Source organism: Sorangium sp. So ce327 (assembly GCF_051530205.1).
Lineage (GTDB): Bacteria > Myxococcota_A > Polyangia > Polyangiales > Polyangiaceae > Sorangium > Sorangium cellulosum_B.
The window spans coordinates 2799202-2814455 of sequence record NZ_CP150330.1 but is presented as its reverse complement, the minus strand read 5'-3'; the positions used below and the strand labels follow the sequence as shown (position 1 = coordinate 2814455).

The window sequence follows — 15254 nt, the reverse complement described above, 5'->3', positions numbered from 1 at the left end:
GCGGACGGGACCCTCGCTCGGAGGCGCCGGTGAACCTCGCCGCGCGGCCTCATTTCGAGGGCCAGACCCGGGCGGAGGAGCTGCTCCCCCCTCCCGGGGACGGAGGCCGGAGCGCTCCGCCGGACGACATCGCCGTGCCTCCGGAGCGGAAGCTCCCACCCGCCGTGACGCAGCGCTCCGGCGAAGAGGCGCACGAACTCGGCGCGCTCTACCGCAACCACCATCGCCTGGTGTACCGCCTCGCGCTCCGCTACGGCCGCGGCAACGTGGCCTGGGCAGAGGACGTGACGCAGGACGTCTTCCTCGACCTGATGAAGGCGCTCGAGACCCTGACCGAGCGAGACAACCTCGAGGGGTGGCTGTACAGGACGACCTCGAATCGCTGCCTGAACCGGCTGCGACGGGACCGATTCCTCGCGCTCCCGCCCATCCGCTGGCTGCTCGGGCAAGGCGAGGGCGAGCGCAGCCCCCTCGATGAAGTGACGATCGCGCGCGACGATCTGCGCCGCGCGCTCGAGACGCTGGGCACGCTGCCTCCCAAAGAACAGGTCGCTTTCTCGATGTTCTATCTCGACGGCAAGGAGCAGGAGGAGATCGGGAAGATACTCGGCCACTCCAAGGGATACGTCTGCAAGCTGATTCAAAAGGCGGTTGCGCAGCTCCGCGACGCCGGATGGGAGGTGGGCCATGACGCGAAACCGTGATCTGCTCGCGTTGCTGCGCGAGGTGGACGAGCAGCTCGCCGCGGTGAAGCCGTCGCCTCGGCTCGAGGCGCGCCTCGTCGCGGAGCTCGACGGGCGCGGGCGGCGGCCTTTCATGGGCGGGAGCGGGGGGCGCTCGCTCGTGCTGGCGCTGGGCGCCAGCGCGAGCGCCGTCGCCCTGGGCACCGCGCTCCAGGGCCTCACACCCGGCTCGATCTTCACAGAGCGCCCCGTCGAACAAGCGATCGAGCTCGCCGGCGATCCGCCTCCCGCGGACGGCGGGCTCCTGGAGCGCACGCCGGCCCACGGCCCGACAGCGCCGCCTCCCCGGATCCGCGCCCCGCTCCTCCAGGAACCTCCCCGCCGGCTCGCTCCGGCGCCGCCCGTGCCGCGCAGCGCCGTGCCGCCGCGGGACGCGAACGACACCCCAGGGCTCCTGGACGACAGCCGGCTCCCTGTCGACCGCGCCTCGCCTCCGCCGGCGCGCGGGCGCGTCGAGCCGCTGACCTCCCCGCACACGCTGGGACGGAGATGGGTTGATGGCCCGGAAGGGCTATCTCCTCTCGCGCAGCGCGGCCCTCACGCCCCGCTGCGCCGAGGCTCCGGAGGCGTCCCCGCGGAAGCGGCCGCGCACGAGGGCGAGAGCGGAGAAGGCACCCGTGCCACGGACGCCCAAGGACCCACGACCGAAGATCCGGCGGCCCCGCGGGACGAGGCGCTCTGCCAGACCGCGGACGCGTTGCGGCGTGAGGCCAGGGCACGGTGCGAGGCGCAGGGCCTCATCGTCGCGGATTTGACGCTGCTCGATCCCTGCGATCACGGGAGCTACCTCGACGCCGAGTACACGTGCGGGAGGATGGCGCTGACCACGTGCTGGAAAGGGGTGCTCGGCGACGGCGTCACGTGCTTCGACACGACGTATGTCAAGGACGAGGTCTACATGATGTGCAGGGAAAGGGACACGGAGCTCCGCTCCCTCGATCAGGAGCAGCCCGACGGGGCCTGCGGTGACCACGAGACGACCAGGGTCTACTACGAGTGCTGTCCCCTGGGGGATCCGCTGCCTTCGCCGTCGTGCTGGACGAGCGAGATCGACTTCGGTGAGGCATGCCAGCCGTACGAGAAGCTGGATGCCGAGGCCACGGCGCTCTGCAGGGGCAATGGCCACTATCTCTTCCGTCGCGTGTTCGGGGACAAACACGTCGCCTGCACCGACGCCACGGCCACGAGCCTGAGCTACACCTGCTGCCCCTTCTGATCGCGAAATCGCCCGCCCGAGGAAACCGCCGGCCTCGTCGCGGTTGATAGATGGAGAGCGACACGACGGAGAGGGCGCGCTGACCCGAGCTCGAGCGGCGCGCGCTCGGAGCTGTCCGGCGCAACGCCGGCTTTCACGGAGGATCACGATGCGGACTTCCCTTGCGATAGGTCTATTGCTCAGCGTCTCGATATCCAGTCTCCTCGTCGGCTCGGGGTGCACCATCACCCTGGCGCCGGATCCCGATCCACCAGCGGGCTCGACGGGCGGGGAAGGCGGGGACGCCAATCCTGGGACGGGCGGCGGCGAGGACCCGGGGTCGGAGGGCGGCGGGGGAACGTTGCCTCCCCCGCCCTCGGCGTGCTGGCTCGGGGACATGGGCGACGGGTTCACGTGCCACGACACGGCCATGCTCCGGGATCACGCCCAGGCGAGGTGCGCGAGGATGGGCGCGGAGCTCGCGAGCTTCGTGAGCGACACCCTCAACCCGAGCTGCGCCGAGCACGAGAGCAGCGAGGTGGTCTTCGAGTGCTGCGGCGGCGAGCCGCCACCTCCGCCGCCGCCGCCGAACTCGTGCTGGAAGGGCGAGCTGGGCGACGGGTCCTCCTGCATCGACCTGGGCGCCATCAAGGATCGGGCTTACGCGATGTGCGTGAGCGCGGGCGCCCAGCTCACCTGGCTCGACGCCCTGCCGGACCCCGGGCGCTGCGGCCCGAACGAGGCCACCAAGGCCACCTTCGAGTGCTGCGGCTCCACGCCGCCGCCCCCCCCGCCGCGCGCGTGCTGGAAGGGCGAGCTGGGCGATCGCAGATCCTGCGTCGATCCCTCCGCGCTCAAGGATCAGGCCTATGCGGCGTGCTCACGCTCGGCCGCAGACCTCACCTTCTTCGATTACGAGCGGAACAACCCGAGCTGCGCAGCCCACGAGACCACCTGGGGTTACTTCGAGTGCTGCGGTAGCGAGCCTCCTCCTCCGCCGCCTCCTCCGTCCGGCGCATGCTGGAAGGGCGAGCTCGGCGATGGCCTCTCCTGCGTCGACCGCTCGGTCATGAAGGATCGGGCCTATGCGACGTGCGTGAGCGCGGGCGCCAGGTTCACCTCCTTCACGTACGAGGAGGACAACCCGCGCTGCACCGGCTACGAGACCAGCAAGGCCGTCTTCGAGTGCTGCGGCGCCGAGCCTCCTCCTCCTCCGCCGGAGGCCTGCTGGGGTGGTTCTCTGGGCGACGGCACCTCGTGCATCGACATGGCCGCCCTCAAGGAACGGGCCTACGCCACGTGCGCGAGCGACGGCGCGGATCTCTCGGCGTTCGACTACGGGTACGATGGCCGCTGCGCCGCCCACGAGTCGAGCTACGCCAAGTTCACTTGCTGCGCCTCGAAGACCCCGCCCCCTCGGTAGCGCCGGCGCGACCGCGCGGAACCCCGGGCTCGCACCTGCACCGCACAGCTCGCCCGGCGCGGCCGGCCGCGCAACGTGTTTGCACATCGGCGCGACATCGGCTCTGATGGCCGAACTTCTTCCGAGGTTCTCATGGCCGTGGCCCCGCCCCTCGTCCGCGCACGACTCACGATCGATGGACTCAAGACCTCGCTCGAGGTGAAGGAGCTCTCAGGCGCGGAGGCGATGTCGGAGCTCTACGCCTTCGATATCACCGTCGAGTGCGCCGACACCGACCTCGACCTCGACGCGCTCGTCGCCGAGTCGGCCGTGCTGACGCTCGATCACGGCGCCAGCGGCCGCCACCTGCACGGGATCGTCAGCCGGTTCGAGCAGGTCCACACCTCGGAGCACCACGCCGCCTACCGCGCCACGCTGGTGCCCGAGGTCTGGCTCCTCGACCAGCGGTACGATTGCCGCATCTTCCAGGGCGTCACCACGGCCGAGGTCATCGAGCGCGTGCTGAAGCTCGGCGGCGTCCGGCGTTACCAGATCGTGCTCCAGCGCGGCTACGAGGCGCGCGACGTCTGCGTCCAGTACCGCGAATCGGACTGGGCGTTCCTCGGCCGCCTCATGGAGGAAGAAGGCATCTTCTATTACTTCGAGCACACCGACGCTGGCGCGACCCTGATGATCTCCGACACGGCGCAGGTCCACTCGCCCATCTCCCCGAAGGAGCTCCGGTATCGGCCGGTGACGGGGTCGATCCACGCCGGAGAAGGCATCGATACGTTCCGCTTCGCGCAGCGGGTCCGGCCGGGGAAGGTCACGACGCGCGACGTGCCGTTCGAGAACCCCGCCTCGGTCGTGGACACGGCGGCCGAGAAGGGGCGGCACACGGACCTCGCCGTGTTCGCGTACCCGGCCAGCCCCGCGGCGGAGGTCCGCCTCGACGCGCTCCAGGCGACCGCCGCCGTGGGGCAGGGCGAGGCCTTCTCCGTGCGGCTCGCGCCCGGCGCGCGGTTCCGGCTCGAGGATCACCCGAGGGAGAGCTTCAACGCGGAGTACCTCGTCACCCGGCTCCAGCACGCGGCCCGGTTCGACAGCAAGGAGGGGTACCGCTGCACGTTCGAGTGCGTCCCGGCCGGCGTCGCCTTCCGGCCCCCGTGCAGGACGCCAAAGCCGCGCATCGCCGGCCCGCAGGCCGCGACCGTGGTCGGGACGCAGGGGGCCGAGATCGAGACGGACAGCGACGGGCGCGTGAGGGTCAGGCTGCACTGGGATCGCAACGGCAGCGCCTCGGAGAACGCGTGCTGGGTCCACGTCGCGCAGATGGCGTCGGGGGCCGGCTACGGGGCGATGCACATCCCGCGCGTCGGGAGCGCTGTGCTCGTCGAGTTCCTCGACGGCGATCCGGACCGGCCGATCGTGACCGGGCGGGTGTACACGGTCGTGAGCCCCTATCCGTACGCGCTGCCTGCCGAGAAGACCAAGTCGGCCTTGCGGACCCAGACCACGCCGGGAGGCGGCGGGTACAACGAGCTCCGCTTCGAGGACCAGTCAGGCCGGGAAGAGGTCTACCTCCGCGCCCAGCGCGACCTCAAGGTCGAGGCCCTGAACGACGCGCGCCGCAACGTCGGCGGCGACGACGCGCTCGCGGTGACGGGCGACCGCACGAAGACCGTCGGCGGCGCGGAGACGGTGACGATCGCGGGCGCGCGCACCGTGACCGTGGGTGCGGCCGAGACCAGGACGGTGGCCGCGGATCGGACCACCTCGGTCGGCGCCGACAGCTGGCTCTCGGTCGCGGGCGATCACACGGCGAGCGTCGTCGGGGACCGCCGCGACATCGTCGCCGGGGACCGCAGCGCGTGCGTCGGCGGGGACGAGTCGGTCAAGGTGAGCGGTGATCGGACGGTCATCGTCACCGGGGCGCACGCGATCTCGTCCCTGGACGACGAGTCGAGGCGCGTGGCGGGCAACCTCACCCTCTCGGTCGGCGGCACGATGCAGCAGGTCGTCGACGGGCACTGCACGCTCAGCGCGGGCTCGCTCGAGTGGGCGATCACCGACGGCGCGCTGGAGATGACGTGCGCCGGAGAGGTGCGCGTCGAGTCCGAGCAGGAGGTCCAGATCGGCGGACCCGATCTCACCCTGTTCGCCGACTCGACGATCCGGATCCGCGCCCAGAAGAAGATCGTCCTCGAGATCGGCAATTCGACCGACGCCGAGGGCAAGTCCGCGAAGATCGAGATCACCTCGGACGGGATCTACGTGACCAACGGGAGCGCCACGGAGAAGCTCGACGGCGGCGCCGTGCGCCTGAACTGCTGAGCGCGGCGCCGCGGCGGAGAGGGCTCGATCCGTGAAGCTTCGCAACGAGACAAGGCACCTGGCGCGCCTCCTCAGGACAGCGTCGGCGCGCAGCGACGACCACATGCTGGGCTGCGCGATCGCGCGGCCCACCTTCCGGGTCGCCGGCGGCGCGCTCGTCGCCACGCCCGACGAGCCGTGGCCGATCTCGGGCGAGCCCGTCGCGACGGCGCTCGGCAAGATGCCGGGGGACAAGCCGTTCTACATGGGCGGGATCGACGTGCTGCTCGGCGGGAAGGTGCGCCAGCCCGGCGGCGCTGCGAGGCCGCGCCTCGACGTCGAGCTCGAGGTGGGGCGGAGCTTCCGGCGGCGGATCGCCGTCTTCGGCGACCGCTCCTGGGTGCCCGGGGCCGGCGGCGCCCTGGTCCCGAGCGAGCCGGAGTCGTTCGTCTCGATGGAGCTCGACTACGGGCGCGCCTTCGGCGGGACCTGCCCTACCGACTACGGGCTCGACATGCCCTTCACGCCCAACCCGGCGGGGCGAGGGTTCTACCTCGACGCGAAGAGCGCGCTCGGGAAGCCGCTGCCCAACCTCGAGGACCCGAACCGGCTGCTCCGCTCGTTCGGCGACTCCCCCGATCCCGTCGGCCTGGGGTATTACCCTGGCGAGGGCGCGCTCCGCGTGAAGGCGGCGACGAGCGCCGCCGCGCCGGACCCGAGCCGGCTCACGCCCGACAGGGCGCCTGAATTCAAGGTGGGGCACAGGGACATCCTCCCCACGTTCTTCAACATGGGGCACCCGGGCATGATGATCGAGGCAGGCGGCGAGCCGAGGCCGGGCGACGGGATCCGGCTCACGCACGGCCTGCGCGGCGGGGAGCTCGCGTTCGCGATGCCCGACCTGCGGATGCACATCCATGTGCAGCTCGAGGAGCGAGAGGTCGTCTTTCCCATGCACCTCGATCAGATAGGGATCGTCGCGGGGGAAGGCCGGGTGTTCTTCTCCCTGCGCTGCGTGTTCGAGTACCACGTCCGCAAGGAGGAGCGGCGCACGGCGACGCTGTACGACGGGCCACCGCCGGCGGTGATCCCGGGGAGTTACCGGATCGCGCACGACCGGTGAGGCCGGCGGTCGAGGCTCGTCTCGAGGCGCCAGAGGTGGACGGTGTCACGGCGCAGCCTGGCATGTGCGTTCGGGCCCGCTTCAGGACCCGACTCGAAGACGGAACGGCGCGCTTGCGGACGACGATGCACCGGGCTAGGATGCCCTCCTCACGATCGTCCCTGGCCCTCTATAACGACGCTTTCCCTCTTCCCTCTCTCGTGGGGGAGATTGCAGCTCGCTCGGACGACTGGACGACGCACCGTGTGCTCGCGCGGGAGTTCCGCGCCGCACGTCTCCGTTCGATCCGTCACGGCTTCGTCGGATGGCAGGCCGAATGCGCCGCAGAGCGCACCAGAAGGCCGTAAAAGAGCAGGATGGCATGGGAAATCGTCTCTACGTAGGAAATCTTTCGTTCAACACCACCCGCGAGACCCTCGAGGCTGCGTTCGCCGCGGCCGGCGAGGTCCGTGAGATCGCGATGCCGACCGACCGCGAGACGGGGCAGCCGCGCGGCTTCGCGTTCGTGACCATGGGCTCGGCCCAGGCCGCGAACAGCGCCATCTCGCAGCTGAACGGCGCCATGCTCGATGGCCGCGCGCTGAAGGTCAACGAAGCGCAGGAGCGTCCGGCGCGCGGCTTCGGCGGCGGCGGCGGCGGCGGCGGTCGCGACCGGTACTGATCACGGGCGCGGCGTGGCGGCGCTCGTGCGCCGCCACGCCTGCGCTTTCAGGACGCACCCATGAGGTGCTGAAGAACGCGCCCGGAGGCGCCGAAAGGCCGGTTCGGCATGCAGAGACAGGGAGCATTGAAGCGGCAGAAGGAACGCGAGAGGCAAGAGAAGCAGCGCGAGAAAGACGCGAACCGTCTCGCGCGCCGCACGGGAAAGGGCTCCGCCATCAGCGGGACGCCGGGAGAGGATCCGGACATCGCAGGGATCGTCCCGGGGCCTCAGCCTGCGGTCACCGAGTGAAGCGCGCAGCGCCGAGCCAGGGCGCCGAGCGCGCCCCGTCCGAGCCAGGAGCCGACCAGGACGGCTCGGCGCAGGCGGCCGTACGGCAACGATTCATCGAGCAGAGCGCAAACGCGCTGGGCCAGGCGTGGGCCAGGCGTTGGCGTCAAGACCTCCATCGAGAGGGCCGCCCCGCCGCCGGCGGATGGCCCGGCACGCTGCGTGAAGCACGAACGCAGGTGGAGATCACCCTTCCCGGGGAGCTGTGCCATCGCAAGATGCCCGCCATCACCGGCGTGGAGCGCGAGCTCGCCGCCCGGACCGCCTACTCAAGCGCGCGGGACGAGTGGCGAAGGCACACCGACCCCGAAATCCCCTAGTCGGGTAGGCCGGGGTCGACTACCCCCCGGCCCCTCCACAGATCCGGACGTGCGGAACTGCCGCATCCAGCTCGGCGCGTGCTGCGCATCGAGGACTGAGGGCGCACGCCGGGGAGGCGTCGAGCGCACCTGGTCGAGCCTGAGATCCAGCCGGATCGAAAGGCGAATGCGCGTGAGTACAGTTTGTTAGGCTGGTCGCATGATTCCAACGAAGAACAGCTGGCTAGTTCTCAGTCTTGTTGCGATCGCCGCGGGCTCGACGTCGGCGTGCACGATCGAGACCGCGTCGCCCACCGGCACATCGGGCACGTCCGGCGGCGCGGGCACCTCCGGCGGCGCGGGCACCTCCGGCGCCGGGGGCGCTGGTCCCAGCGGCTCCTCCGGCAGCACCGGCACATCGGGCGGCACGGGCGCTTCCGGCAGCGGTGGCTCGTCCACCGGCGCGGGTGCCCTCCCCGCCGGCACGTTCCTCTACGTGCGCGCGGAGACGGCCGATCACGATCACCTCATCGCGCGAGACTTCGCGACCGGCGCCGAGCGCGTGGTCACCGATCTGCGCGGCGACGGCAGTGAAGGTTGGGAGATCTGGGGCCACACCCTCTCGCCCGACCGCACCCGCATCGTCCTCGCTTCGCTCTACGGCCCCACCAAGGAAGACAACGACACCCGCCTCGCGACCCGCCGCCTCTGGAGCCTCGCCACCGACGGGACCGATTTCCGCCGCCTCACGCCGGTGTTTCCCAACGACGGCGAGGGCCTTACGAACTTCCAAATCTCGGTGGACGCACCGATGTTCACGGCCGACGGCACCGGCATCATCTACGACTTTGGCAACTGGTGGTACGAGGGAACGAGCCTCCAAGGAGGCTCGTTCCCGTGGCGCGTGGCGGCGGGGGGTGGCTTGCCGGAGCCCTTCCCCACGGTGTTGAGCTGCACGGTGATAGAACCTTCGGTCAACCCGGCCACCGGCGAAGTCCTCCTCATTCACAGCGTGTGCGTGAATTCGGAAGATCAGGGCATCTTTCTCTATCCGAGAGCGGGTGGCACCAGCCCCGTGAAGCTCGTGGATGAGGGCTACGGCGCAGGCCAGGTGCGGCCCTCCCTTACGCCAGCGAGCTGGCTCGGCGACGGAAGCGGCTTTGTCTTCGCCGGAACCATCGATATCCCGGCCGACGACACCACGGTAGCCACAAGCGCCCTCCTGGTCTACGACATGGCCACAGCCATGATGTCCCCCCTCGTGCTCGCCGAGCCCGGCACCTACATTGATAGCGTGACGATCGCTCCCGACGCGACGTCCCTCGTCTACTGCCTGCGCCACGACGACGTGACGGATCTCCACGCCATCGACCTCACGCAGGCCGAGCCCGAGGACAAGCCGATCACCACCGACGGCAAGAGCTGCTCCCCGGCCTTCTGAAGCGTCGCTGGCCTAGCCTGGATTTTCACCGAGATAGTTCGCCTAACGGCGCAGCATGAGGCCGGCCCTCCGGTTCGGTAATCGAGGGACACGGTTTTACGCCGAACGGCGTGAGACAGACAAGCGGTGGCATCAAGGATGCCGTGAGGGAAAAGGGTGCGCTATGGGCGAATTTCTCGTCCGTCAGCCTCTCCCCCTCAGCGGACGCAGCTGATGCGCCGGCAGCGCCGATCGACCTTGAAATCCAGCAGAAATCGGCTTCATCGCTTCTCTGCACCGCTCTTCTCACCTTGACGTGATGCCTTATGTGTGGGTCACGTTTTTTACGATGAGCGCACCAACTGCCCTAACTGACCCCGCCCGCTTCTTCCTGGCGCCCACCCAGGCGCGGCACCGCCAGTACGAGGCGCTGCGCGCCTACTTTGTGGAGCGTCGCTCGAGCGCCGAGGTCGCGAAGGCCTTCGGCTACACTTCCGGCTCGTTCCGCGTGCTCTGCCATCAGTTCCGGCACGATCCTGACCGTGCCTTCTTCGCCGAGCCGATGCGCGGCCCGCACGAGCAACCGAAGAAGTCCCGCGCCCGGCGCCTGATCATCGCGATGCGCAAGCGCAACCTGTCGATCTACGACATCGCCGAGGAGCTCCGGGGCCAGCACATCGAGCTCAGCCCCACGGCCATCACCGAGGTGTTGCGCGAGGAGGGCTTCTCCAGGCTGCCGCGTCGCAAGGACGACGAGCGCCCCGCCAGGACGCGCCCCGAGCGCGCCAGCCGCGCCGATGTCCGCGATTTTCAGCTCGTCCCTGCGACGTTCGAGACCCATGTCGGCGGTTTGTTCGTGCTCCTCCCGCTGCTCGTCAAGGTGGGCCTTGATCGGCTCGCCGACGAAGCAGCCCTGCCTGGCTCGAAGGCGATCCCGGCAGCCCACGCGCTGCTTGCAGCGCTCGCGTTGAAGCTGACGTCCATCGAGCGCAAGAGCCACGTGATGGATCTGGTCTTCGACCAAGGCCTGTCGCTGTTCGCGGGGCTCAACGTCATCCCGAAGACGACCTTCCTCGCGCAGTACTCCGATCGCCTGGGCCGCTCCAGTTCGGTGCGACTGCTGCGCGGCTGGCTCGAACACCTGCGCGCGCATCTCGCGCTCGCGGGCGCGTCGTTCAACCTCGACTTTCACGCCGTTCCCTTCTTCGGGCAGGACGAGTTCGTCGAGCGCCACTACCTTTCCAAGCGCAGTCGCCGCGACAAGGCCGTGCTCACCTTCATCGCCCAGGACGCCGACACCGACGTGCTCTGCTACGCCAACGCCGACCTGCGCAAGGGAGAGGAGAGCGATGAGGTCCTGCGGTTCGTCGACTTCTGGAAGAAGGCGCACGGCCAAATGCCCCCGCACCTCGTGTTCGATTCGAAGCTCACCACCTACAAGAACCTGAGCCGCCTCGATGCCCAGGGGATCACCTTCGTCACGCTGCGCCGCCGCACGGATGTCCTCAAGCGCCACGTGCTGAACGCTCCGGCTGCAGCCTGGCGCCGGGTGGAGCTTGATGTACCGCACCGCAAGTTTCGCAACCCCAAGGTCCTCGACGAGACGATCCGGATGGGCAGGGACTATCCCGCGCCGATCCGCCAGATCTGCGCGCGCGATCTTGGTCACGACGAGCCCACGGTCCTGCTGACCAACGACACCCGCTCGACGCCGCGCACGATCCTCGAGCGCTACGCTCGGCGCATGCTGATCGAGAACAACCTCGAGGACCAGGTCCACTTCTTCCACGTCGATGCGCTGTCGTCTGCGGTGGCCATGAAGGTCGACTTCGACGTGACCTTGACCGTCATCGCCACCGGTCTCTACCGGCTGCTCGGCAAGCACCTGCACGGCTTCGAGCACGCCAAGGCGCGGCAGATCTTCCGCCGCTTCCTCGACACGACGGCGAGGGTCGAGGTCAGCCCGCAGCGCGTTCACGTGCGCCTCCCTCGTCGGGCTCACAACCCGATGCTGCTTGAATCCGGCTTGCTCGCGACGCCCGTCGCTGTCCCCTGGTGGGGAGGAGCTTCGCTCGAGGTCGCGTTCGCTTGACCGCCGTCAGTGGCCTTTATGTTAACCGATCTTCTGCTGTGAAAATCCAGGCTAGCGATCTCCCGCGCCGTGGGTCACGTCGATGCCTCGCAGCGCCTGCTGGGCGATGCTCAGGAAATCCGTCTCGGTGATGATCCCGACGAGCTGCTCCTCGTCGCCGACCACGGGCAGACAGCCGATCTTGTGATCGAGGAGGATCTGGGCTGCATCGGCGGCCGGGGTCGTCGCTCGCACGGTGCGGACACGCCGGGTCATGATCGACTCGATCGGGATGGGCTTGCCGTCGAGGCGGCTCACGTGGCGGAGCAAATCGCGATCGGAGACGATCCCGACGACGTGCCCCTTCGCGTCGACCACGGGAATATGCCGGATCTCCGCGAGCTTCATCTCGAGGTTTGCGGCGCTGATCGTGTCGGCCTCCTTCAGCGTGATGACCGCGGTGCTCATGTAATCCTCGACCCTGCAGTTCTTCTTGGGCTTCATCGAACAGGCTCCTTGCGCTCTCGGCACGCATGAGTACGCCCGCCCCCATTGCGAGCTCCGCTCCCCCGTGCCCGCTCGACGGAGCATGCAAGAGGCCGACCAGCGTGCACCCGCGCCCCGGAGCCGCTGCGCCGCCACGTCGCCGGGGCGCGGGCGCAAGGCCTGCGGACGCGGTGAAATTGCTGCGCCTCGCGCCTCACCGGGCGCGCCGTCTGCCGGGACTCGGCCAGGGAGCGAGCGCTCGTGGAGATCATCGGATGGAGTCTCGGAGTCGCGAGCCGCAGCATGCGTCTCCCGACGTTCTCCTCGCTCGAGGTGCTCGCGGCCGAGCGTCGTGCGGTGGCCGCAGAACGCGGATAAGATGAAATCTAGAAAGGCAGGCAGCCAGCCATCGCGATGGGGTTCCCGACGCGGGGTTCGTCAGGGTCGAGCGGCAAAGATCTCGGCGTGCGCTCGCAGCGCCTTCGAGCAGCGGCGCCACGCATCGCACAAGCGGCATCGAACCGCTGCGCGTCTCGTGGTGGGTCGGTTTGCCGCAGCGCTCTCGGCGCCGCGACGCGGAGCGCTCGCGCGCCCGCGACGTCCATCGCCAACACTGGAGTAGCCTCATGGAAGACTCTATATCACATATCGACGGAGAGAAGGGAAACGAGCCTCATCGGCCCTTGACAGGACTTCGCGACAACCCGCACATCCAGCGGCAAACCCGGCTCACGTGGATTCGTAGCATCATGCTGCTCATCACGACCGACCCGGACTCGAACGCGCGCGGCGTGGCGGTGCACGCGGGCGCGGGCGTCCCGATCGCGGAGCAAGATGACGTGTCGCTGCTCCTCGCGGCGCTCCTGGATCGGGTCAAGCTTCGCCGGGACATCTGGGTCCCTCTGAGCTTCGGGGTGCTCGGGTTCATGCCCATCGTCTGCCTGGCGCTGGCGATGTTCGAGATCGTCCCGCTGCACCTCTCGGGTCCTGGCGTGGCGCTCCCCGCAGCGTTCGCTGCGATCGCGCTTGGCGTCCGCTTCCCGCGCTACGGGCGGCTCGCCGCCCGCGGGTACCTGATGGCGCTCGTCGCGGTGTGGATGTACGACGTCACGAGGGCGCTCTCGATCCTCACCGGACAATGGAACGACTTCATCCCGAACATCGGCGCGCAGCTGCTCCATCGACACGAGGGCCACGCGCCGCTCGGTTATGCGTGGCGCTGGCTTGGAAACGGGGGTGGCATGGGTGTCGCGTTCTTCATGGTCTACCCCGTCTTCGCCAGAGGGCGTGAGGTCGTCCAGGCTGCCGTGAAGTACGGCGTCTTCGTCTGGACTTGCCTCATCATCACGGTGCTCGCCGCGCCCCGTGGCGAGGAGCTGCTCTTCCGGCTCACGCCGAAGACGTTCGTTCTGAGCCTGATCGGTCACCTGGTGTTCGGCGCCGTCCTCGGTTACCTCATGCGCTGGACCGGCCTGAACGTACGTCCGTACCCGGCGGATCGCGCGTCCCGATCGAGCCAGGGCTAGCCGGTCCCGGCGCGCTGCGCGGGACCGTCGCGCTCCAGGCCTGGCCGGAGCAGCGCCGCGGCGCCGCGGGCTCGAGCGGCCGGGCCTCCCGTCGGAACCACAGCAGCGAGCAGAAGGCGCGTTGCTCCGCTGCCAGAAGGTTTGTTACGCTGGCGAGCACGATGGCCCGTGTTCTCCTCGCATGGATCGGGAAGGCCGATATCAAGGCGGCGTCGGGCGACGCCACGGTCGGCGAAGGCCCCATCGCGCACGCCGTCGCCGAGCGCGCGTTCGACCACCTCGTCCTGCTGAACAACCATCCAGGAGAGGAGGTCGCGCCGTTCACGCGATGGCTCAGGACCAAGACGAAGGCGAGCATCGTCCTCCGGCAGGAGGCGCTCTCCACCCCGGCGCGCCACGCGGACATCTACCGCGCCGTCATGGAGGCTGTGGCCTGGTCGATCGAGCAGTACGGGAAGAGGGCCAAGCGGACCTTCCACCTGAGCCCGGGCACGCCCGCGATGGCGGCCATCTGGATCCTCGTCGCGAAGACGCGCTTCGAGGCGGAGCTCATCGAGTCATCGCCCCAGACCGGCGTCCAGACCGCCGACGTGCCCTTCGAGCTCGCCGCGGAGCTGATCCCCTTCGAGGAAGAGCTCGCCCGCCTCTCGGACGGCTTCCGGCCCGACGAGCCGGCGTTCTCGGACATCGTCCACCGGAGCGAGGTGATGAAGCGGCTGCTCGACCGCGCGCAGCGGGCCGCCGGCACCATGGCGCCCGTCCTCATCCAGGGCGAGTCCGGGACTGGAAAGGAGCTCCTCGCCCGCGCCATCCACCAGGCGAGCCCGCGCGCCGAGGGCCCGTTCGTGGCCGTCAACTGCGGCGCCCTGCCCAGGGAGTTCGTGGACTCCGAGTTCTTCGGGCACACCCGGGGCGCCTTCCCGGGCGCCGTCGCCGACCACCAGGGGCACCTCGGGCGCGCGACCGGCGGGACGCTCTTCCTCGACGAAGTCGGCGAGCTGCCGCTCGATACGCAGGTGAAGCTGCTCCGCGCCCTCCAGGAGAAGAAGATCCGCCCCGTCGGCGGCAGGCAGGAGGTCCCCGTCGACGTGCGCGTCATCGCCGCGACCAACCGGGATCTGATGCGTGAGGTCGGCCAGGGTCGATTCCACGAGGATCTCTTCTACCGGCTGGCGATCCTGGTCCTGCACACGCCGCCCCTCCGCGAACGCGAGGGCGACGTGGGCCTGCTGATCGACCAGTTCCTCGAACGCCTCAACAACGAAGCGGGCCCCGGAGGCACCCAGAAGAAGCTCTCTCCCGCCGCGAGGAACCACCTGCTCCGTCACCCCTGGCCGGGGAACGTCCGGGAGCTCGAGGGGACCCTCTGGCGCGCCTTCGTCTGGGCGCGCGGGCCGGTGATCGATGTCGTCGAGGTCCGCGAGGCGCTGTTCGTCCGCGAAGACACGCCGCGGGATGCGGTGCTGGGCCAGCCGCTCGGCGAGGGCTTCAGCCTCGAGGAGACCATCGCCCACGTCGTCCGGCACTACCTGGAGCGGGCCATGAAGGAAGCGAACCAGAACAAGACGCGCGCGGCGGCGCTCATCGGCTTCAGGAGCTACCAGCGCCTGAAACAGTGGCTGGCCAAGTATGGGGTGGAGGCGTGATGGAACGGGCCGCGCTCGGCCGAAGGCGTGGTCTCCGCA

The 15254-nt window shown here is 69.4% G+C and carries 13 protein-coding genes; 12 read left to right on the top strand and 1 reads right to left on the bottom strand.

All coding sequences use genetic code 11. The features are described from left to right. Positions 1-29 precede the first annotated feature (29 nt). The 10 genes from WME95_RS10680 (at position 30) to WME95_RS10635 (ending at position 11578) form a co-directional block, all read left to right on the top strand. Positions 30-704 carry an RNA polymerase sigma factor gene (locus WME95_RS10680; RefSeq protein WP_437908293.1) on the top strand — a complete coding sequence of 225 codons (675 nt, stop codon included), beginning with the start codon at positions 30-32 and terminating at the stop codon, positions 702-704. Continuing rightward, positions 688-1959: a hypothetical protein gene (locus WME95_RS10675; protein ID WP_437908292.1), complete on the top strand. Its 1272-nt coding sequence runs from the start codon at positions 688-690 to the stop codon at positions 1957-1959. Before WME95_RS10680 ends, WME95_RS10675 begins: the two co-directional genes overlap by 17 nt. Before the next feature lie 148 nt (positions 1960-2107). Next, positions 2108-3361, top strand: coding sequence for a hypothetical protein (locus WME95_RS10670; protein WP_437908291.1), 1254 nt, complete (start codon positions 2108-2110; stop codon positions 3359-3361). A 138-nt stretch (positions 3362-3499) separates the two neighbouring features. After that, entirely contained in the window at positions 3500-5674 is a 2175-nt protein-coding gene (locus WME95_RS10665) for a type VI secretion system Vgr family protein (protein WP_437908290.1), read from the top strand. 31 nt (positions 5675-5705) lie between these two features. Next, entirely contained in the window at positions 5706-6776 is a 1071-nt protein-coding gene (locus WME95_RS10660; RefSeq protein ID WP_437908289.1) for a DUF2169 domain-containing protein, read from the top strand. Positions 6777-7137: 361 nt separating this feature from the next. Continuing rightward, the gene (locus WME95_RS10655; protein WP_437908288.1) at positions 7138-7437 is read left to right on the top strand and encodes an RNA recognition motif domain-containing protein; all 300 of its coding nucleotides are present in this window, start codon (positions 7138-7140) and stop codon (positions 7435-7437) included. Positions 7438-7545: 108 nt separating this feature from the next. Continuing rightward, positions 7546-7728, top strand: coding sequence for a hypothetical protein (locus WME95_RS10650; protein ID WP_437551531.1), 183 nt, complete (start codon positions 7546-7548; stop codon positions 7726-7728). Positions 7729-7946: 218 nt separating this feature from the next. Beyond that, complete coding sequence (locus WME95_RS10645) at positions 7947-8087, top strand: hypothetical protein (protein WP_437716756.1); 141 nt, start codon at positions 7947-7949, stop codon at positions 8085-8087. A 199-nt stretch (positions 8088-8286) separates the two neighbouring features. After that, entirely contained in the window at positions 8287-9507 is a 1221-nt protein-coding gene (locus WME95_RS10640; protein WP_437908287.1) for a hypothetical protein, read from the top strand. A gap of 328 nt (positions 9508-9835) precedes the next feature. Continuing rightward, on the top strand, positions 9836-11578 hold the full coding sequence (locus tag WME95_RS10635; protein WP_437902938.1) for a transposase: 1743 nt from the start codon (positions 9836-9838) through the stop codon (positions 11576-11578). Between the two features lie 51 nt (positions 11579-11629). Here the strand turns inward: WME95_RS10635 and WME95_RS10630 are convergent, their stop codons facing one another. Next, positions 11630-12061, bottom strand: coding sequence for a CBS domain-containing protein (locus WME95_RS10630; RefSeq protein WP_437551527.1), 432 nt, complete (start codon positions 12059-12061; stop codon positions 11630-11632). A gap of 731 nt (positions 12062-12792) precedes the next feature. On the opposite strand from WME95_RS10630, the gene WME95_RS10625 reads away from it, so the two are divergent. Both WME95_RS10625 and WME95_RS10620 read left to right on the top strand, forming a co-directional pair. Then, complete coding sequence (locus tag WME95_RS10625; RefSeq protein WP_437908286.1) at positions 12793-13569, top strand: hypothetical protein; 777 nt, start codon at positions 12793-12795, stop codon at positions 13567-13569. A 161-nt stretch (positions 13570-13730) separates the two neighbouring features. After that, positions 13731-15215 carry a sigma-54 interaction domain-containing protein gene (locus WME95_RS10620; RefSeq protein ID WP_437908285.1) on the top strand — a complete coding sequence of 495 codons (1485 nt, stop codon included), beginning with the start codon at positions 13731-13733 and terminating at the stop codon, positions 15213-15215. Positions 15216-15254 lie beyond the last annotated feature (39 nt).